Source organism: Anaeromyxobacter sp. SG64 (genome assembly GCF_022690745.1).
In the GTDB taxonomy this organism is placed as follows: domain Bacteria; phylum Myxococcota; class Myxococcia; order Myxococcales; family Anaeromyxobacteraceae; genus Anaeromyxobacter; species Anaeromyxobacter soli.
The window spans coordinates 19,204-37,366 of record NZ_JALCZB010000003.1; the positions used below are offsets into that span (position 1 = coordinate 19,204).

The 18,163-nt window shown below is 75.6% G+C and carries 17 protein-coding genes and 1 tRNA gene; 5 read left to right on the forward strand and 13 right to left on the reverse strand.

The features are described 5' to 3' along the window. Positions 1-82: 82 nt before the first annotated feature. The 4 genes from MNZ29_RS01485 (at position 83) to MNZ29_RS01500 (ending at position 2,097) form a co-directional block, all read left to right on the forward strand. Complete coding sequence (locus tag MNZ29_RS01485; RefSeq protein WP_242352402.1) at positions 83-406, forward strand: hypothetical protein; 324 nt, start codon at positions 83-85, stop codon at positions 404-406. Positions 407-513: 107 nt separating this feature from the next. Next, positions 514-801, forward strand: a complete 288-nt coding sequence (locus MNZ29_RS01490; RefSeq protein ID WP_242352404.1) for an AlpA family transcriptional regulator — start codon at positions 514-516, stop codon at positions 799-801. A 190-nt stretch (positions 802-991) separates the two neighbouring features. Beyond that, positions 992-1,192 carry a hypothetical protein gene (locus MNZ29_RS01495; RefSeq protein WP_242352406.1) on the forward strand — a complete coding sequence of 67 codons (201 nt, stop codon included), beginning with the start codon at positions 992-994 and terminating at the stop codon, positions 1,190-1,192. Positions 1,193-1,296: 104 nt separating this feature from the next. Further along, entirely contained in the window at positions 1,297-2,097 is an 801-nt protein-coding gene (locus MNZ29_RS01500) for a hypothetical protein (protein ID WP_242352408.1), read from the forward strand. A gap of 214 nt (positions 2,098-2,311) precedes the next feature. Here the strand turns inward: MNZ29_RS01500 and MNZ29_RS01505 are convergent, their stop codons facing one another. The 10 genes from MNZ29_RS01505 to MNZ29_RS01550 form a co-directional block, all read right to left on the reverse strand. Then, positions 2,312-3,304 (reverse strand): hypothetical protein, encoded by a 993-nt coding sequence (locus MNZ29_RS01505; RefSeq protein WP_242352410.1) that lies wholly within the window; start codon positions 3,302-3,304, stop codon positions 2,312-2,314. Between the two features lie 476 nt (positions 3,305-3,780). Further along, a complete protein-coding gene (locus tag MNZ29_RS01510; RefSeq protein WP_242352412.1) occupies positions 3,781-4,248 on the reverse strand; it encodes a hypothetical protein in 468 nt (155 codons plus the stop codon). A gap of 37 nt (positions 4,249-4,285) precedes the next feature. Then, entirely contained in the window at positions 4,286-4,855 is a 570-nt protein-coding gene (locus MNZ29_RS01515) for an HGGxSTG domain-containing protein (RefSeq protein WP_242352414.1), read from the reverse strand. Between the two features lie 92 nt (positions 4,856-4,947). Then, positions 4,948-5,202 carry a hypothetical protein gene (locus MNZ29_RS01520; RefSeq protein ID WP_242352416.1) on the reverse strand — a complete coding sequence of 85 codons (255 nt, stop codon included), beginning with the start codon at positions 5,200-5,202 and terminating at the stop codon, positions 4,948-4,950. After that, entirely contained in the window at positions 5,199-5,768 is a 570-nt protein-coding gene (locus tag MNZ29_RS01525) for a hypothetical protein (protein ID WP_242352418.1), read from the reverse strand. The genes MNZ29_RS01520 and MNZ29_RS01525 overlap by 4 nt, the downstream gene beginning before the upstream one ends. A 327-nt stretch (positions 5,769-6,095) precedes the next feature. Next, positions 6,096-6,167 (reverse strand) — tRNA-Val (locus MNZ29_RS01530). 134 nt (positions 6,168-6,301) lie between these two features. Beyond that, positions 6,302-7,378, reverse strand: a complete 1,077-nt coding sequence (locus tag MNZ29_RS01535; protein ID WP_242335328.1) for a metallophosphoesterase — start codon at positions 7,376-7,378, stop codon at positions 6,302-6,304. Between the two features lie 57 nt (positions 7,379-7,435). Then, positions 7,436-8,038, reverse strand: coding sequence for a CDP-alcohol phosphatidyltransferase family protein (locus tag MNZ29_RS01540; protein ID WP_242335331.1), 603 nt, complete (start codon positions 8,036-8,038; stop codon positions 7,436-7,438). A 26-nt stretch (positions 8,039-8,064) separates the two neighbouring features. After that, a complete protein-coding gene (locus tag MNZ29_RS01545) occupies positions 8,065-8,847 on the reverse strand; it encodes a hydroxyacylglutathione hydrolase C-terminal domain-containing protein (protein WP_242335334.1) in 783 nt (260 codons plus the stop codon). A gap of 32 nt (positions 8,848-8,879) precedes the next feature. Beyond that, positions 8,880-9,275, reverse strand: coding sequence for a VOC family protein (locus tag MNZ29_RS01550; RefSeq protein ID WP_242335337.1), 396 nt, complete (start codon positions 9,273-9,275; stop codon positions 8,880-8,882). A gap of 65 nt (positions 9,276-9,340) precedes the next feature. On the opposite strand from MNZ29_RS01550, the gene MNZ29_RS01555 reads away from it, so the two are divergent. After that, on the forward strand, positions 9,341-10,642 hold the full coding sequence (locus MNZ29_RS01555; protein ID WP_242335339.1) for a DUF4388 domain-containing protein: 1,302 nt from the start codon (positions 9,341-9,343) through the stop codon (positions 10,640-10,642). Here MNZ29_RS01555 and MNZ29_RS01560 read toward each other — a convergent pair. The 3 genes from MNZ29_RS01560 to MNZ29_RS01570 are packed head-to-tail and all read right to left on the reverse strand — an operon-like array spanning position 10,635 to position 18,156. Next, positions 10,635-12,950: a hypothetical protein gene (locus MNZ29_RS01560; RefSeq protein ID WP_242352420.1), complete on the reverse strand. Its 2,316-nt coding sequence runs from the start codon at positions 12,948-12,950 to the stop codon at positions 10,635-10,637. The genes MNZ29_RS01555 and MNZ29_RS01560 overlap by 8 nt on opposite strands. Beyond that, complete coding sequence (locus MNZ29_RS01565; protein WP_242352422.1) at positions 12,947-16,381, reverse strand: hypothetical protein; 3,435 nt, start codon at positions 16,379-16,381, stop codon at positions 12,947-12,949. The genes MNZ29_RS01560 and MNZ29_RS01565 overlap by 4 nt, the downstream gene beginning before the upstream one ends. Next, entirely contained in the window at positions 16,378-18,156 is a 1,779-nt protein-coding gene (locus MNZ29_RS01570; RefSeq protein WP_242352424.1) for a hypothetical protein, read from the reverse strand. The genes MNZ29_RS01565 and MNZ29_RS01570 overlap by 4 nt, the downstream gene beginning before the upstream one ends. Positions 18,157-18,163 lie beyond the last annotated feature (7 nt).

The following is an 18,163-nucleotide window of genomic DNA, read 5'->3' on the forward strand; positions in this document are numbered from 1 at the left end:
GATGCACGACGCAACGGGGGAGTGGCGCCGCGCCGTCGAAAGCTGGCGCGGGCTCGTCGCCAGTGGCGCGAGCGACGAGAGGGTGGCCGCCGCAGGAACCGCGGCGCTCCGCGCTGAGGTGGCGAAGTGGAAGGCGCGCGCGTTGCTCGCCGAGCACCGGCACGAGGTCGCGGAGCGCCTCGCACGACGGCTCGCGACGGAATCGGTCTCGGTCGGAAAGGCGCGGTGGGGTCGAGCGAAGGGAACGACGGCCGCCCGCAAGGCGCGCGCGTCCGCAGCTGCGGCGCGTGATGACACGATCCACGACGACGTGCGCCGGATGCGCCGCCGCGGGATGTCCGTGAGCGCGATCGCGAAGCGGCTCGGGATCGGGCGCCCGCGCGCCGCGCGCCTCGCCGACGAGTAGGACGGGCTCGAAAGTTGCGCCGCTCTGGTTCCAGGGCGGCGCAGCACCTCGCCGACATTGCTCGCAACTGGGCGCGTCGCACGACGTGGCGCGCATGGAGACGAGCGATGACGAGCACGAGCAGCAACACCCCCGGTCCGCGACGCCTCGGGATCGCCGAGGTCGAGGCGCGCCTCGGCGTGGACCGCACGACGATCTGGCGCTGGTACCGCGCCGGCAAGTTCCCCGCGCCGCACTACCTCGGCGAGCGGCGGTCGTGGTTCCTCGGCGAGATCGAGGCGTGGGAGGCCCGCCGGATGGCCGCGCTCGCGAGCCCCGACGCCCGCCGCGGCGCGCGGAACCTGCACGCGAAGGACGCGGCGACGCCCGAGAACCCGGCCGGCTCCACGACCTGAAAAGCGACGGCCCCGGAGCGCCGGGACGCGCCGCCGGGGTGAGGAGACCTTCACGATGTCTCGACGATGCTACTCGACCCCTCCGACGCGCGATCCGGCGGGCGTTGTGACCCCGTCCTGTGACCCCGGCGCGAACATCAGCTGCAACCGCCTGAGACTACAGGCCCGACCCCTACCATCGGACGGAATCGTGCCCGTCGACCCCCGCGCGCGCGCCGCGTGGCCCGCGCTCGGCGGCATCGCGTACGCCGTCCCGGGGACGATCATCATCGGCCTCGGGGGCGAGGTGCTCCGCATCCGAGACGACGGCGGCGCCGACGAGATCAGCGCCGTGCCGCGTCGCTGGTCGATCAGCGCGGACCCGACCGCCTCGTCGCGGAGCACGGCATGAGCAACGATGCCCGCGACAGCATCTGGTCGGAGGGCTGGGTTGAGGAACCGCGCGCCGTCCATCGCTCGGACCTCTACCGCTCGCTCACGCCCGAGCAGCGCGAGGTGCTCCACGCGCTCTACCGGCTCGCGAACTACCGGCCGGGCCGCCTCGCATCGGGCGCTGTCGTCGAGGTGGGGCAGGTCGCGTGCAGCCTCAGCCGCATCGCGCAGGAGGCGGGAACGTCGATCAAGGTCGTCCGCACGACGCTTCGCCGGCTCGCGGCGGGAAGCGATCGGGATGGACTCGGGCCGCTGGCGGTCGTTCCGGAGGGCACGGACGCGGGCACGCGGACTCGGCTGATAACCCTCCTTCACTACCCGCGTTCTCGGCTGACGTGCGATGCGACGGGCACGGCAGCGGGCACGGAGGCGGGCACGGAGGCGGGCACGATTCGGGCACGGTCGGGGCACGATAGGGGCACCGATAGAAAGAAGGGAAAGAACGAGAGAAAGGGATCTCCACTCCTCGCCTTTGGCTCGGAAGGCGACGCGGCGACGAAGAACACGGATCCGCCCAGCGACGGAGCGCATGCGTTGACCGAGACTCTCGCGGCCACCTTCCTCGCGATGCGGGGGGTGCCCTATGGCCACAACGGCGGAAGGGACGCGAGAGCCGTTGCGGACCTGCTGCGCCTCTCACGCGGCGACATCGCGGAGGTCGAGCGCCGGTGGCAGCGGGCGCTGACGCTCGGGACGCGATGGCCGGGGTGCTCGACCATCGCTCACCTGCGCGACCGATGGAACGACCTCGCGGGCGCCGGCGCACCGCCGGGGCGCGGCGTGACGTCGACGGGGAAGCCGCGCGTCATCGCCGACGTGACGAACTTCGACGACCCGAAGGTGAAGGAGTGGACGCCCACGTGACGGACGAACCACGCGCGCCCGCGCCGCTCGCCCCCGGCGCCCTGGCCGACGACATCCGGCGCGAACCCGCGGCCGCGACGCCTTCGGCGCGCGGGTGAGGAGCGCGAACCCTGGATGCGCAACGACGAGTGGCGTGGCTGTTCACATTGAGAGAGGACAGCCGCGCGCCGTTGTCCGCGCTCGACCTCGACCGCGCGCCGTCGCGCCGTGCGAACTAGGTTGTCGTCCTCGGGAAGGGCGCGACGACGGCACCGACCTCCGGCTGTCCCGTGCGCGTCAGAACGACCTCGGCATCCTTCTGTTGTCCGTCGAGCAGTTCCGGCTGCGAAAGCGGGTCCATCGCCTCGTAGATGTCCAGCACGGGATGATCGCGTCTGTCGATCAGGTAACGGGCAACCTGACGCGCGGGGGGCCGCGGTAGCGCGGCCTCGCGTGGCATGTCCGCATCCGCAGCGAGAACGGCCTTCACGACCTGCCACCCCTCGTAGAACACCTGCATGAAGCTGCCGTCGTATGGCAGCGGGCACACGATCAGGTTTCGATTCTCGTCGCGCCGTGGCGCGTCAGTCTCACCCTGATTCGCGGGGACGATGCCGATGCGAAGCCCGCGCGCGCCTTCCAGGTGTGCGGGGTTGATCTTAACGGTCGTCCCAACCCACTTGTCGCTATCGGCCTTTCCGAGAAACAGGTCCGCCTTCCACAGGCCGGCGATGCACTGCGGCAGGTTCTGCCGCTCCGCGGGCCTGCGGAACGCCGACGCCACCGTGGTGATGTGCCGCTTCAGGCGGACCGGGCGCCCCCGCGTCCCGTACAACAGGAGCGACTCGTCGGTTAGGAGCGACGTGGCCGTCTCGATCAACTGCTGCGCGCCTGCCTTCTCCGCGCCGAAGAGGATCGAGTTCACGTCCGCACCTGGGACGCGGCAATGGCGCGTGAGCACATCCGCGACGCGATCCATGATCATCGCGTCGTGCCGCCTCACGGCATCGTGCACCGCGTACTCGAAACAGATGCCGCAGTCGCCGTCGCCAGCCCGGTAGACCCGGGCCAGCATCCTCAGCGAGATCGCGTCGTACCCACGGAGGCTGTCCACGACATCGCGCTTCAGCGCGAACAAGGTGCCGAGCAGGATCGGCCGTGCGACGGCAGCGATCGCCGAGACCTCGTCGGCAACCGGATTCAGCTGCGTCTCGAATCGAAGCTGCATCCTGCGAGTGTACCGGACGCCCGTCGCTACTGGTTGCGGAACCTTGCACTGGTAGAGGTCCGGGCCTGATTCTGCGCGTTCACGCGGCGCGGGGTCACATTGACGTGGTCCCGTGGGGTCACGGCGCACCGACTGTTACCGTCGTGGGACGGCAGGAACCGCGCCATGGAGCCGACGTCGACGAGCGGCGAGCGCGAAAGAGCCCGCAGGACGCGCGAGAGCGCCGGGCCGCTACGTCCCCCCTCCCCGGTTGCCGATCGCCGCTCCTGCGCGAAGCCCGTGCGCGAGGCGCGACGCGGTTCACCGAGGGGCCGACGTCGCGCCGGCTGAGGCAACGATCGCCCGCAGCTTGTTCGCGTCGTACGACGCTAGGAAGCGCGCGGGCGCGGCGACCTCGCGCATGTCCGGGTGTCGAACGCGATCCGCGTCCGTCCAGAGGACGTCGCGGCGTACGTTCACAGATCCCGGCGCGGCGCCTAGCTCTCGAACGGGCGAAGCGTCCTGCGCCGTGAGCGGTAGGACTCGCCGGTCGAGAGCGCCGCGAACGCGCGCACGCGCCGGTTTCGGAACTGCGGTAGGTCCATGAGGGGATCGAACGGGATCAGGAACGTCGCCGCGTCGTGCGGTCGGACATCCGCAGGGAGGTTCATGTGTGGCGTCCCGCTGAACAGGTGGGACTGCCCTCCCGCGTAGAGGCCCGCGGACACCACCCGGACCGCGTAGTCGCTCCGGTTGATCACGTCGATGCGCACGAACCGCTGCCGGCGCTCGTCTCCCCCGATCTGAACCGTCTGCCCAGCCTCTATGGTGACTCGAATGCGGCTCCGCCTTCGCCATTCGCGCACGCCAAGGACGGTCGAGAGAACGGCGCCGTAAACGGCCACCCAATCGCTCAGGTCCAGCTTTCCCAGCGCCGCGAGTATTTCCCGGATCGCGTCGTCCACGGGCTGTATCACTACCGCGACTTGGCGTCGTACGTCGCTAAGAACCGCGGACCGTGACCGGGGGATCCACGGGGTCGTCCGGCGGCGCCTCGGACGCCTCAGCGACGGGCGACAACCGCCGCGGCTCGACGACCTCCAACGTCAGGCGGAACGGCGCGGGCGGTGCGGCGGCGGACGTCTCGCGCTGCATCGCTGCCTGGACGGCGACGAGGCGCGCAACGACGCCGAGGAGGGTCGCGATCGTCTCGTCGTCGGCGCCGTGCGACGCCTCGACGAGGCGGACACGCGCAAGACGTAGCTCGCGCTCGACGTCGAGCCCGCCCGCGGCGTCGTAGACGCCCGGATTCGCCGAGCGGAGCGCCTCGCGGTACAGGTCCGACGTCGCGCGCCCGCCGTGCCTCACGACCGCCGCTAGGGACCGCAGCTTGCCCGCCGCGGTGCGCGGGCCCGTCGAGCGGGCGCCATGGTTGTGGCAGACGCTCATGCCCGGCGCGGCCCACCGCCCGCACCTCACGCCGGCGCGGTTGTTCGCGGTGCAGCGGCGGGCGTCGCCTTCGGGCGCGCGGCCGCCCTTCGCCGAGGGCTCGCCATCGTGGATCTCAGACACGGGTGGCTCCCGAACCTCCCGAATGAACGCGGTGCCCCCGGGCACCTCGACGGCGCGAGGGGGGAGTCCCCCGGGGGCACCGGGCCCGCGAATCACGCGGGCAACGCATGAAGCCTTGCGCGGAGGTCGCCGATCCGACGCAGGAGCATTCCCTGGCGCTCGACGAGAGCCGCGTACGTGTCGGGCGTCGTGAGGCCCCCGACCGCGCCGCTCGCCAGCTTCGGCGCGATCTCGCCGATGCGGATCGTCACGGCGCGCAGCACCTGCTCGGTCGTCCGGATCTCGCGGGCGACGTAGCGCCGCTCGCGCTCCGTATGGACCCGGGGATCCTCGACCGACGCTCTCACGGCCGCGCCGTGGTGAGGCGCGCGGACTCCTCCCTCGCCGCGTGCGCCGTCGTCTCCAGCGCCTGGACCTCACGCGTGAGCGCCACGCCGCGGGTGATCGCGGTGTCGAGCGCCGCCCTGATGTCGAATGGCCCGCCCCGCTGCGCCTCCAGATCGCGGATCCGGAGCGTCTCCAGGCGGAGCGACTCCCGCGCCTCCACGAGCCGGCGCTCGGCCGACCACGCCCGCGCGTCCGCGTCCCGGCGCTTCGCGTCGATCGCCGCGCGGTCGCGGTCGCGGGCCTCCGTCGCGATCTTCAGAGCCGAGTCGGCACCCGGCACGTCGTCCCGGAACGCGGCCGCGCGCCGGGGGTCGAGCAGGACGAGCCGCTCGAAGACCTGCAACCGCTCGGCGGGGGTCAGCGACAGCGGAGCGCGCATATGCTCCGGGAACATCGCAGCGAGCGTCAGCGCGCCGAGGTGGTCGTCCGCCGTCTCCACGCCGCGCGCCTCGGCCGCGCGGATGACCGCGTCCGCATCGGCTCCCGGGATCCCGTGGAGTGCCGCCTTCATCAGGTACCTGTTCATTCCCGTCCTCTTTCTCGCGCCCGCACCGGCGCTGACGACGAGTTTGGCAGGCTCCTCTGACGTGACTATTAGTTAAGACCATCGCGCGCACCTGTCCTCTCTCAAGTGAGCCGGCAGAGGTGGTGAAGGATTGCGCGCCCTCGCGATGGAGGGAGCGGGACCGGCGGGCATCGGTAGGCGCCGGGACGAGCGGGCGCGAGTGCGAATCGCGTCCGCGGTCGGAACCCGGATGCAACGCTTCCGCGTTGTGACCCCGCGTGTGACCCCGCGCGATCGCCGGCAAGAAAAAAGGGGCTGGCGTTTCCGCCAACCCCTTGGTTTTCCTTGTAGGCCCGGTCAGGATTGAACTGACGACCCCTACCGTGTCAAGGTAGTGCTCTACCACTGAGCTACGGGCCTGTTCCGCAACGGCGAGGCGCGTTTATAGCCCACTTTCCGCCGGAGTCAACGGGGAAGGCGAACGCTCGGAGCGTGCCCCGCGACGGCCGCCGGGGTGGCCGCGGAGTGCTCCCCTCGGCGCGGGAAAAGACCCTTCAGAAGAACACGTCCTCCGCCGGCCGAGCGATCCCCCGCCACTCGCGGAGCCGGGCGCGGGGGCGGCCGTCGACGTACTCTACGTGGGCGTACGTGAGCTGCTCCGTTCGCCCCAGGTTGCCGACGTCGAGCGACGTCATCGCGTTCCAGGTGCCGGTGTTCAGGTAGACCTTGTCGCGGGCGTACTCACGGTAGATCGGCACGTGCGTGTGGCCCATGATCACGGTGTGGTAGCCCTTGCGCGCGAGGAGGTGGCGCGCCTCGTGCTCCAGGGTGGGGAACGCGGTGTAGCGCACGAGCCGCTTCGCGAGGTCGGCGAGCGGCATCGGGTCGAGGTGGGGGATCTTCTTCAGCGCGGCCGCGGCGGCGAAGCGGATCGACCGCAGGGAGATGCGGAAGACCGCCTCGGGGTCGTTGAGGAGCGCCCACCGGTAGTAGCTCGCGAAGGGGGCGACCTTGTCGATGTACGGGCGCTGCGCCTTCTCCTCGTTCAGCACCGAGATGATGTAGCGGGACCCGAGCGGCAGGTTGAGGAACAGCTCGCCCTTGCGCTCGCGGAAGTAGCGGTTCGGGTTGAAGGCGTTCATCGGCTCGCGCTGCATGCCGTGCTCGACGTGCACGCCGTCGAAGTCGTAGCCGTCGAGGAGGAAGCGGTGCGTCCCGCCGATGCGCCGCGCGATGACCTCGCGCACCCCGGCGAAGAGCAGGCCGGGATCGTGGTTGCCCATGAGGAACGTGACGCTCCGCCGGGCGTCGCCCGCGAAGCGCGCCACCGCGTCGAAGACGTGCGGGTGACCGCGCAGGATCGCCTCGGTCTTCTCGACCGCGACGCGCTCGGTGATCGCCTCCTGCAGGCGGCCGTCGAGGTCGACCGAGAGCAGGTTGAAGAAGTCGCCGTTCACGATGAGCTCGGTCTCGGCGCCCGCGAACTCGCCCTCCCGGTGGTAGTCGAGGAACTCGGCGAACTTCCCGTCCTGGCGGAAGTCCTCGAACACGTTGACCGAGCCGTCCTCGCGATAGGGCCCCTTCCCCAGGTGGAAGTCGGAGATGACGAGCTTGAGCTTCCGGGAGGGCATCCGCCGGTAAGTTATTCATGGCCGCTCGTCCGGGAAGCGACCGGCTGTCGTTCCGGGTCACCGTGATGGGGCGCGCAGCGCGCGGACGAAGAGCAGGAAGTACTGGCCGAACGACACCGCCACGCACTGCGCGGTGAGGAGGGCCCAGGCCGCCACGTACGGGCCGGTAACCGCGCGGAGGTAGGCGCCGTAGTCGGCGGCCAGCGCGAACACGACCGTGGCGGCGAGCCCGAACGTGGCGTACTTGCCGATGCGCGTCGGCGCGATGGGGACGGGCCGGTGGGTCGTCCGCAGGAGCACCGCCCCCGCGATCTGCAGCGCGTCGCGGGAGACGACGAGCACCGGGAACCACAGCGGGAGCCTCCCGGTCGCCGCGAGCGCGACGAGGGCGCACGCCGCGAGGACCTTGTCGGCGATGGGATCGAGGGCTGCGCCGAGGCGGGTGTGCTGGCGGAGCGCGCGCGCGACGAGGCCATCGAGGACGTCCGTCGCCGCCGCGGCCGCGAACGCGGCGAGCGCACGGAGCCGATCGCCGCTCACGTAGAGGACGAGGAACACCGGCGCGAGCACGAGCCGGAGCGCGGTGAGCCCGTTCGCGAGCGTGTACGGCCCGGGCTCGCGGGCCTCCCCGTCTCCTCCCCTCTCCTGCCCATCGCGCACGTGCCCTCCCTTCCGCGAAGCGCCCATCACGCCTGGAACCGGTCGCGCAGCGCGCGGAGCGCGACGAACCGCGCCACGTCGTCCACGTAGGTCGCGCCGGACGCGCGCGCGGCGACGGCCTCGCGGATCTCGGGCGCGCCCACGCGCAGGAACGGGTTCACCGCGCGCTCCTCGGCGAGCGTCCACGCGGGCGGCTCCGCGCCGGCCGCGTGCGCCGCCCGGACCTGCGCGAGCCGGGCGCGGGCGGCGGCATTTCCCGGCTCGAGCGCGAGCGCGAACGGCAGGTTCGCCTCCGCGTAGTCGTGGCCGGGGTGGACCTCGAGCGCGCCGTCGAGCGCGGCGAGGGTCCCGAGGAAGCTCTCCGCGAGCCGCGCCGGATCCCCGCCGTGCCGGCAGTTGCCGCAGCCTCCCCAGAACAGCGTGTCGCCGGTGAGGAGCTTGCCGCGCCAGGCGTACAGCACCGACCCCGGCGTGTGCCCCGGCGCCGCATGCACGTCTACCCGCACCGCGCCCAGGGAGAGCGTCCGGCGGCCGGAGACCTCCACGTCCGGCGCGAACCACGCCGCGTCGCCGCCGTGGCCGTAGACCTCGACCGCGGGGGCGCCGAGCGCTGCGCGCACCTCGGCCGAGCCGCCGGTGTGGTCGGCGTGACCGTGCGTGTGGAGGATGAAGCGCGGGCGGACGCCGTGGTCCGCCGCGAGCGCGAGCGCGACCCGCGCGTCGCCCGGATCGACCAGGACCGCGTCGTCCCCCTCGGCGAGCAGGTAGACGTAGTTGTCGCGGTGGTAGCGGCGGCGGTCGAAGAGCACCTCTCTCTCCTACCGCGGAGCCGCCGCGGCCGTCAGACGTCGTGCGGGTAGTGCGTGAGCCCGATCCGGTTCCCCTCCGGATCGTGGAAGTAGATCGTCCAGCGGGTGCGGTGGATCACGCGCACACCCGCCTCGTCGAGCCGGTCCTCCCAGGCGCCCCGCTCGGACGGGGAGATGCGGAGCGCGAGCAGGTGCAGCCCCGCCCGGCCGTCCCGCCACGGGCGCTGCTCGGGCCGCTCCTCCGCCCGCTCGAGCGCGAGGAACGCCCCCTCACCCTCTCCTACCGAGAGCCACACGCTCCGGTCCCCGCCACCCTCCTCGCGCGGCCACCGCTTCAGCACGGGGAGGCCCAGCAGGTCCCGGTAGAACGTCTCGCATCGGTCGAGGTCGGCGCACTGGATCGCGAGGTGGTGGAAGGCGAGCGGCACGGCGCGAGGTTAGCGCCGCCTCGGACGAGGCGCCACGCCCGGTGCGTGATAGATTGCCGCGCAACGTGCGAGGCCCCCTCTCCGGCAAGCGTCTCCTGCTCGTCGCCGAGGATCGCGAGCTCGCCGCGATCGTCGCCGGCGCGGCCGCGCGGCTCGGCGGCGAGGTCGCGGGCGTGAAGTCCGGGCGGGCAGCGCTCGCCGCCGTCGCCGAACGTGCCCCGGACGCCGCCGTCCTGGATCTCCCGCTCCCCGACGTCCGCGGCAACGAGCTCATCGACGCGCTCGCGCGCGCGGGCGTCGCCGCGATCGTGGTCTCGGGCGTGCACCGTGGCACCCGCGCCGCCGAGGAGGTCCGGCGGCTGGGCGCGCGGGACTTCTTCGAGAAGCCCTTCGAGGTGGAGTCGCTCGTCGCCGCGGTCGCGCGGGCGGTGGGCGCCGAGGCGCCGGCGCTCGACGCCCCTGCGCCCGACGAGGTCACCGGGGCGCGCCCGCTCGAGCGCCACGAGGTGCCCGACGCGATCGCCGCCTCCTTCGCCGGCGAGGACGCGGCCGGCGCGACACCGGCTTTGCTCGCGGGGCTCGCGCTGCCCCTCCCCGCCGGCTCCTCCGCGCGCGTCCCGTCGCTCGACGCGCCGCCCCGGCCGAGCGGAGAGCTCTCCGAGGCGAGCGTGCCGCGCCTGTGCGTCGCGCTCCACGTGGGCCAGGCCACCGGCGCGCTCACCCTGGAGCGCGGCCCGGTGCGGAAGCTCCTTCTCGTCGAGCGCGGCGTGCCCGTGTACGCGGCCTCCAACGTGGCGGCGGAGCGCTTCGGCGCGATCTGCGTCCGGCTGGGCGACGCCACGGCCGAGGCGATCGAGACGATGGCGCGCGCCGCGCCGGAGGAGCGGCTCGGCGCGGCGCTCGTCTCGCGCGGCCTCGTCTCCGCCGGGAGGCGCCTGGAGATCGTCCAGGCGCAGGTCCGCGCGATCGTGTGGTCCACGTTCGAGTGGCGCGAGGGACGCTACGCGTTCCAGCCCGGGCGGCCGCCGCCGGACCGGCTCGACCTGCGGCTCCCCATGGCGGACCTGGTCCTCGAGGGCATGCGCCGCGCGGCGACGCTCTCGCGCCTGCGAGAGGAGCTCCCCTCGCACGTCCACCTCGCGCCGTCGCCGGATCCGGCGTTCGAGCTCTACGCCCTGAAGCTCCGGCGCGAGGAGGCGAAGCTCCTCGCCCTCGCGGACGGCACGAAGTCGGTCGCGGACCTCGTCCGCCTCTCGGAGGTGCCGGAGCGCGATGCGCTCGCGTTCCTCCAGGCGTGCCGGGTGATGCGCGTCCTCGAGGAGGTCGCGCGCGTCCTCGCAGGGACCCGCCGCATCGGCTTCATGTGACGCGCCGGCGCGCCCGCCTGTCCCGACCGCCCCGCGCCCGCCCGAGCGCGAGCCCCGCGACGGCGAGCAGCGAGGCGGCGCCGCCGCCACCGCCAGAGGCGCAGCCGCGGCCCGGGAGCCGCGCGCCGCCGTCGCTCGCCGCCGCGGCCGGCGCGAGGAGGTGTCCGCCCTCGGAGCGGACCTCCACCGCCGAGCCGCCCGGACCCCCGTCGCCGCTCACGGCCAGCTCGATGGTCACCTCTCCGCCTGCGGGGGGCAGCGCGTCGAGCACGAGCTCGGCGCCCCCGGCGGCCACCTCCGCCGCGTGGGCCCCCTTCACGCGCGGCGCCCCGACCGGCGCGACCCCGCGCAGCACGTCCACGATCCGCACGCGCGGCAACGCCGCGGAGATCCGGCTGCGGAGCCGCGTGCGGAGGATCGCCACCTCTCCCCGGGCGAGCGCCGCCGCGTCCGCGTCGTGGGTGACCTCGACGAGCCCGGTCGCGTCGAGGACGAGCGGGAGCGTCGCCGGCGGGCTCGTGACGCCCGTGTCGTCGGAAGCGACGAGCGTGACGGCAGGCGCGCCCGCGAGGACGGAGGGGTAGCTTGCCTCGGGGAGCTCCAGCGCCCGCCGGGACTCGGTCGGACCGGCGTCGAGCGTTCGCAGGGCGCCCGCCGGCAACCCGCTCGTCGTCCAGGTGAAGCGCACCGGACGCCCGCAGCCGCTCCACGCCTCGCCCTCGAGCACCGCCCCCGCCCCGCCGGGCGCGAGCGCGATCGCCTCGTGCCCCGGCCCGCCCGCCACGGCGAGGCGCGGCGCGGCGAGCCGCACCTTCACCGTCCCCGCCACCTCTCGAAAGACGCCCTCCGCGTCCGTCGCGCGCGCGACCACCGGCACGTCGCCCTCCGGACCGCAGAGGAGCGCGCCCGGGATCGTCACCGCCGGGCCGAGACCGGCGGGGCTCGCGCCCGCGCCGACGAACCACTCGATCGAGACGGGACCCTCCGGATCCTGGGCCTCCACCGCGAGCGCGTGATCAACGCCGCGCTCCGACTCGCCCGGGCTCCCCGCTGCCCAGGCGACGGTGGGCGAGCCGTCGGCGAGGTCGGGGTAGACGAGGAGCGCGCCCGCGCCGGTGCGCGGATCCTCGGCGAGCGCGATGAGGTCGGGCGCGCCCGAGCCGACCACGTCGGCCGCGACGATCTCCCTCACCGCGAGGCCGAGCGCGTCGCCGCGCCAGCTCGCGAGGCGCCCGCCCTCCGGCCAGAACACGACGATCTCGCCGAGGCTGCGGTCCCACGCAGCCGCGCCGCCGACGCCGTCGATCGCCACGGCGCGCAGCGTGACGGGATCGACGAGCGGCTGCAGCTCCGGACGCCGGGTCAGGTTCGTCCAGGGCGCCGTGGCCAGGGCGGCGGGATCGCCGGGGTTCCGGACGGAGACGAGCGCGCCGGTGGCGCCCGGCGCGGTCGCCCAGACGGCGAGCGACATCACCAGCTCCGGCACGCCGTCGAGATCGACGTCGACGGCCGCGACGCCCTGGACGTCCCCCTGCCGCACGCCGGAGGGGAGCCACGTCGCCTGCCACTCGGGGACGTGATCGCCGACCTTCACGGCGGTCAGGTGGACCCCCGCGAGGCCGACGCCCGCGTCGGGCGCCCGCCCGTGCACGAGGAGCTGCACCTCTCCGAGCCCGGGCAGCGCGAGATCGTCGAGCCCGAGCGCCCGGGCCGTGGGCCCGAGCCGCAGCGGGTACACCTGATCCGCGAGCCCGACGCGCGAGAGCACCACCCCGATCGTCCAGGCCGCCGCGTCCGCGCGCCTGCAGCCGCTCACGTCCACCGCCTGGACCACGCCGGGGAGCCAGCCGCCGGTGCCCACGGGCGCCACCGCCACGTCAGCTCCGGCCCGGAGCCGCGCCGCCGTCACGCTGGGCGCGCCCCCGGTGAACAGCCCCGGGACGACGCACAGCGGGCTCGCCGAGGCGCCCCACGACACCGACACCCCGTCGCCGCGCGCGAACACGAGATCCGCGCGCGCGGCGGGGCCGCGGAGGAACGCGGCGGCCACGTCGCGGGCGCTCGCGTCCACGGGGCGACCCGGCGCCGCCGCCACGGCGAGCTGGCGATGAAGCCTCGCCTCCGCCCCGGCGCCGGTGGACGAGAGGAGGAGCACGTCGTTCGCGGGCGCGTCGCTCGCGATGGGGGCGACCGCCAGCTCGGCGCGGCCGTCGGGGACGGCGATCCGCATGGGATCGGCCCGGAGCTGTGCGCGCGCGGGGGGAGCGAGGACGGCGGCGAGGACCGCGGTGCAGAGGAGGCGCGTCATGGGCCGTAGGCGAGCTGGGCGCGCAGGAAGATCCGGCCGTCGTCCCGGGGCGCGATCCCGTCGCCGGAGAAGCCGAGGAACGTGTAGCCGAGCGCGATGCGGCTCTGGCCGGCCCGGACCCCGGCCTCGGCGCGGACCGCGTCGAGATCACCGATCGGCAGGCCCTCGAGCGAGGCGCGGCGCGCGTACTCCGCGCCGACGTCCAAAGGCCCCCCGACGCGCACGACCGCGCGGACGCTCCCCGACGCGCGCTCGTCCCGTACGCCCTCCGCGCGCTGCCACCCGATCGCCGCCCCCGCGCCGAGCGAGAGGCGCTCGGCCACGTCGGCCGTCCCGGCGAGGCGTCCCACGAGCGCGTCGCGCCGGATCGCGCCCGGGCGCTGATCGGCGAGCCGCGCGAGGCTGACGAGGATCCCGGCGCGCTCGAGCCGGAGCGCCGCGCCGGCGGCGGCCTCGAACGCGAGCGCCTCGCGCGCGCCCGCGGCGTGCGCCCAGGCGGCGCGGGTCGAGAGCGTGAGCCGGGAGAGCGCGCTCCACTCCGCGGCCCCACCCGTCGCCACCCGAGCGTCGCCCCCGTCGCGCCGGGCCTCGCCGCGGAGCGCGAGCCGCACCGGCCCGCGGACGAGCGCCGCGGCGCCGCCGGCCCCCGACCGCTCGAGGTCGCTCCCGTCCGGTCGGAGCCGCGCCCCGCGCTCGCCGGTCACCGTGAGCGTGAAACCACGGAGCGGCGAGACGCTCGCGCCCACCACGCGGGCGGCGCGGAGCCCGAGCGCGTCGCGCACGAACTGCTCCTCCGTGAACACCTCCGTCGCGCCGGCGCGGCGGCGGGCACCGAGGGCGCTCCCCGCCTCGCGAAACGCCGAGGGCGCGTCGGGATCCACGGTGTAGGTGCCGTACACCGCCTCGCCGTCGCGGCCGCGCTCTCCGCCCACGAGCACCCGCGGGCCGAGCTCGGGGCCCCACCCGCCCCGCACCGAGAGCCGCCCGTCGCCCCGGTGCACCGTCGCGCCCGCGGCGGTGAAGGTGGGATCGCGGCCGGCGCCCGAGACCGCGAGCCCCTGGTGGTGGGAGAGGTCGAGCGAGAGGCCCGGCGCGGCGCGCCAGCTCGCGCGAACGCCCGCGGACGTCTCCTCGCCGGGCTCGGGCGCGACGAGCCGCGCGTGCGCCGCCTCGGCGGTGAGCGCGACGCCGCCCACCCGCGCCGTCCCGCGGCCGACGAGCCGCCGCGCCTCGTTCGGCGTGGCGTCGCCCTCCTCCGCCGGACCCGCGCCCTCGCGCTCCGCGTAGATGGCGGTGGCGGTGAAGATCCCGGCGTGCCCCCCGGCCTCGACCCCGCGCTCGCGCGCGGCGACCGGCTCGGCGAACTCGAAGTCGACGTAGCCCGCCTCGCGCTCGCGCCACCACGCCGCGTACCGCCCCGGCCCGATGGCGCCCTGCGCCTCGACGTGCACCGCGCCGGCCTCGCCTTCGCCCGCCGCCACGGGCGCGAAGATGATCCCGCCGTCCGCGCTCCTCCCGAACGCGCTCCCCGCCGCCTCGCCGAAGGGCGTGCCCCGGCTCCGGGCCGCCTCGGCGCGGAGGAGGAGCGGCGCACCGAGGTCGAGCGACGCCGCCCCGGCGGCGAGGCGGTAGCCGCCGGCGCGCTCCTCGTTCGCGCCATGCACGGCCAGCGTGAGCGGTCCGGCCGCCGCGCCGACCCGGCCGCCGGCGAGGTCCTCCCCGCCGGGACCGGTCGCGGCGTGTTGATAGTCGACGACGACGATCGCGCGCTGGGCCGAGAACGGCTCTCCGGTCGCGAGCACGGGCGGCGCCGCGGCGGACGAGAGCGGATGCGCGAGCACGATCCTGCCGCTCGCCCAGTCCACCTCGTAGTCCTCGCCGCGGACGAGCACGCGCCCGCCGCTCGCGAGGCCGGTGAGGGGATCGCGCCACTCGACGCGCACGGCCTCGCTCCCCGGGACGATCTCTCCGTGGGAGAGCCAGAAGAACGCACCGCCGGTGGCGGCGAGCACGTCGTGCGCCACCTGCGGCGGCGCGTTCCCGCCGGCGTCGGTCCGCAGGGTCGCGCCGAAGGCGCTCGCCTCGACGCGCAGCGGCCCGAGCTCCCGCTCGCCGCGAGCCTTCGCGCCGAAGAGCGCGCGATCGTAGCGCCCGAGCTCCGCGCCGGTGAGCCCGGCGCGGCTCTTGCCGAGGTCGAGCCTCGCGCCGGGCGCCTCCACGCGCGCCCAGATGCGGCCGCGGCCGGGGTTCCGGTCGTCGGCGGCGGAGTCGTCGCCCGCCGTGAGGAAGGTCCGCTCCGGATCGAGCGCGTGCTCGGCCGCGAGCGCGTCGCGAGGCCGCGCCAGGTCCGCGAGCGATCCCTCTCGATCGTCCAGGTCGAGACCCGCCGCGTACTCCACCGGGCCGGCCCTCCCCGCCGCCGTCCCGGCCCCCCGCGCCGTGACGAGGAACCCCGCGTCGCCGCCGAGCGACAGCTCCAGCTCCGCGAGCGCCACCCCTGCGCGGAGCCCGCTCCCGCCGGGGAGCGGCAGCGGGACGACGAGCGGCGGCGCATGGCCGGTTCGCAGCTCGAGCGTCGCGGCCGCAGCGCCGGGCGGGGCGAAGGCGGCGAACGCGCCGGAGCGGAGCGGCGCCGGCACGATCCCCGCGACGACCACCCGCGCTCCCCGCGGGACGGACCCGAGCACGAGCACGCCGCCGCCCGCGGCGGCGCCGACCGCCAGCGCCGCCACGCGCACCGGCGCGACGGGCAGGACGAGGTTCCCGCCGCGCGCCCGCGCGACTCGCTGGACGGTCCACGAGTACACCGAGAGCCCGCCGTCGGCCGAGCGCACCACGACGGGGAAGGCGTTGTCGCCGGGAGCGAGCTCGACCTCGGCGTGGAACGTGCCGTCCTCCTGGACCTCGGCGCGCACGCCCGCGACCGTCACCGTCGCGCCGGGCGCGGCGCGGCCATCGAGCGTCCACCCGAGGCGCCCGTCCTGGCGCGGGGGCGGCGCGCGAGACGCGCGCGGGTCGTCCGGCGGCGCGGGCTCGAGCGTCGGCGCGGCGGCCCGAGGAGAGGGCACGGCGAGATCGACCGCGGCGGCGCCCGCGAACCCGAGCTCGAAGGCGCGGCTCGCGCCGAGCCCCTCGGCGGTCACGAGGTGCCCCCCGTACGCGGTCCGGTCGCGGAGCACGATCCGGCCGGGCACCTCCAGCAGGTGATAGCCCCCGCGACCGTCGGCGATCGCGATGGCACCGTCCTCGGAGAGCACGCGCGCGCCCGCCACCCCGGGCTCGTCCGCGCCGCAGCGGCCGTCGCCATCGAGATCCACGCACACGCGCCCGAGCACCGCCCCACCCGGCTCGCGCGCCGCGCCGAAGCTCACCGCCTGGGCGAGGGCAACCGCCGGCACGAGCGCCGCGAGCCAGGGCAGCGCGCGGATCAAGGACCGACCTCCAGCACGGCCGCGACGCCGGTCTCCGTGTCCACGACGGCCACGGTCCCCGCACCCTCGGCGATGGCCGCGCGGCCGCCGTCGCCCGCGGGCTCCGCCGGTCCCACGGTCACCCCGCGCGCGCGAAGCACGACCCGCCGTCCGGGGAGCGGACGACCGTCGGCGTCCTCGATCCGCCAGGCGATGGTACGTCCCTCGAGCTGCGCCACCACGTTCACCGGCGAGGCCGGACGGAGCGCCACCTCGACCTCGCGGGCCACGGCGAAGGTGGGGACCACCGGCACGGCCCCGGCCCAGCCCGCCGCACGCGCCCCACCCGGCGCGGTGACGGTCTCGGTGGGGCCCCGCGCCCGCGCGCTGGCCTCGCCGCGCGCGTCCGTCACGGCGCCCTCGCCGGAGCCGAACCGCAGCGCGACGCCGGCGGCGGGGCGCGCGTCCACTGTCCGGGCGGTGGCGATCCAGCGGCTCCCGTCGCGCCGCAGCGTGAGGGTCGCGGCCTCTCGTCCGGGCGGGAGCTCGAAGCGCAGCGGCGCCCGGAACTTCCAGTCCGCGGACGCGCGCGGCGCGACGAAGCGATCCCACACGAGCAGCCCGGCCTCGGCGCGGGGCGGACCGACGGCGTGGCCCAGCAGATCGCCGCGGGCGTCCCGCACGGTCGCCTGGGCGGGCACGGTGGCGCCGAGTGGCACCGGCTCTCGCGCGAGGGCGAGGTCGATCCGCTCCGGCGCACCCGCGACGAGCGCCACCGGGACCGCGGTCTCCGCCACGCGCGCGAGCCGCACCACCACCGCGTCGTCCTTCCCCGCGCCGCCCGCGGGCGCACGGTAGCGAGCGCGCTGCAGCGCCCCGCGCCATGGCACGACGGCACCCACCGTGCCCGCGCGCGCTGCGGCGGCGAGGGGCGCCTCCGGGTCGAGCTCGGCGCGCGGGTTCGCGGCGAGACAGTGCAGGGAGGCCTCGCTCGCGCCGTCGGCGGGCAGCGCGGGCGGGAACGCGAGGCAGACGAGCCGCGCCTCTCCGCGCAGTCGCAGGTCGAGCTCCGTCCGGCTGCGGTTCCCCGCCGGATCGAGGGTGATCGCGCGCGCCTTCCGCACGCCCGGGGGGACGACGAGTGGGATCCTGAAGCGGCCGCGACGGTCCGCCCGCGCCGGGCCGAACGCGCGGCCGCCAACGACGACCGTGGTCCGGGTGCCGGGCTCGGCCTCCCCGGGGAGCTCCACCGCCGCGGCGATCGGGATGGCGACGCCGCCGATCGCCCGGGGCGTCGGGCAGAGCGGGCAGCGCGGCGCGAGGGCGAGGATCGCCGCGACCTCGGGCACGGCGCCGGCGGTCGGCTCGTAGGTCGCGCGCCAGCGCCCGGGCCCCGCGGGAACCGGCGCGGAGACGTGCCCTGGCGAGGCGACGAGCATGGGCGCGGGCGCCTCGACGTCGGGAGCGCCGTCGGGCCCGCGGACCTCGAGCGCGATCGCGACGGTCGCGTCCCTGCCCTTCACCGGCAGCTCGGGCTCGGCGCTGATGGCGATCTCGCCGGGCGGCGGCCCCACCTCCGCGGAGGCTCGCGCGCCACCCGCCGCGAGCGCGACGCGCCGCGCGTCCGCGGCCGGAGTGACGCGCCAGAGGCCCTCTCCGGCAGGCGCGACGGCGGCGCCTTCCGCGGACAGCTCGCCGCCGCCCTGGACCGCCACGAGCTCGCCGTCGGGCGAGAGCGGCCAGGGCGGGAGGAGGATGCCTCCCGCAGCGAGCGCGAGCGCGAGCAGCGCAGCCACGTCGGCT

Coding starts and splice junctions, on each gene's coding strand:
- MNZ29_RS01490 (WP_242352404.1), top strand. CDS start 514: ATGACGAGCACGAGCAGCAACACCCCCGGTCCGCGACGCCTCGGGATC.
- MNZ29_RS01505 (WP_242352410.1), bottom strand. CDS start 3,304: ATGCAGCTTCGATTCGAGACGCAGCTGAATCCGGTTGCCGACGAGGTC.
- MNZ29_RS01525 (WP_242352418.1), bottom strand. CDS start 5,768: ATGAACAGGTACCTGATGAAGGCGGCACTCCACGGGATCCCGGGAGCC.
- MNZ29_RS01535 (WP_242335328.1), bottom strand. CDS start 7,378: ATGCCCTCCCGGAAGCTCAAGCTCGTCATCTCCGACTTCCACCTGGGG.
- MNZ29_RS01560 (WP_242352420.1), bottom strand. CDS start 12,950: ATGACGCGCCTCCTCTGCACCGCGGTCCTCGCCGCCGTCCTCGCTCCC.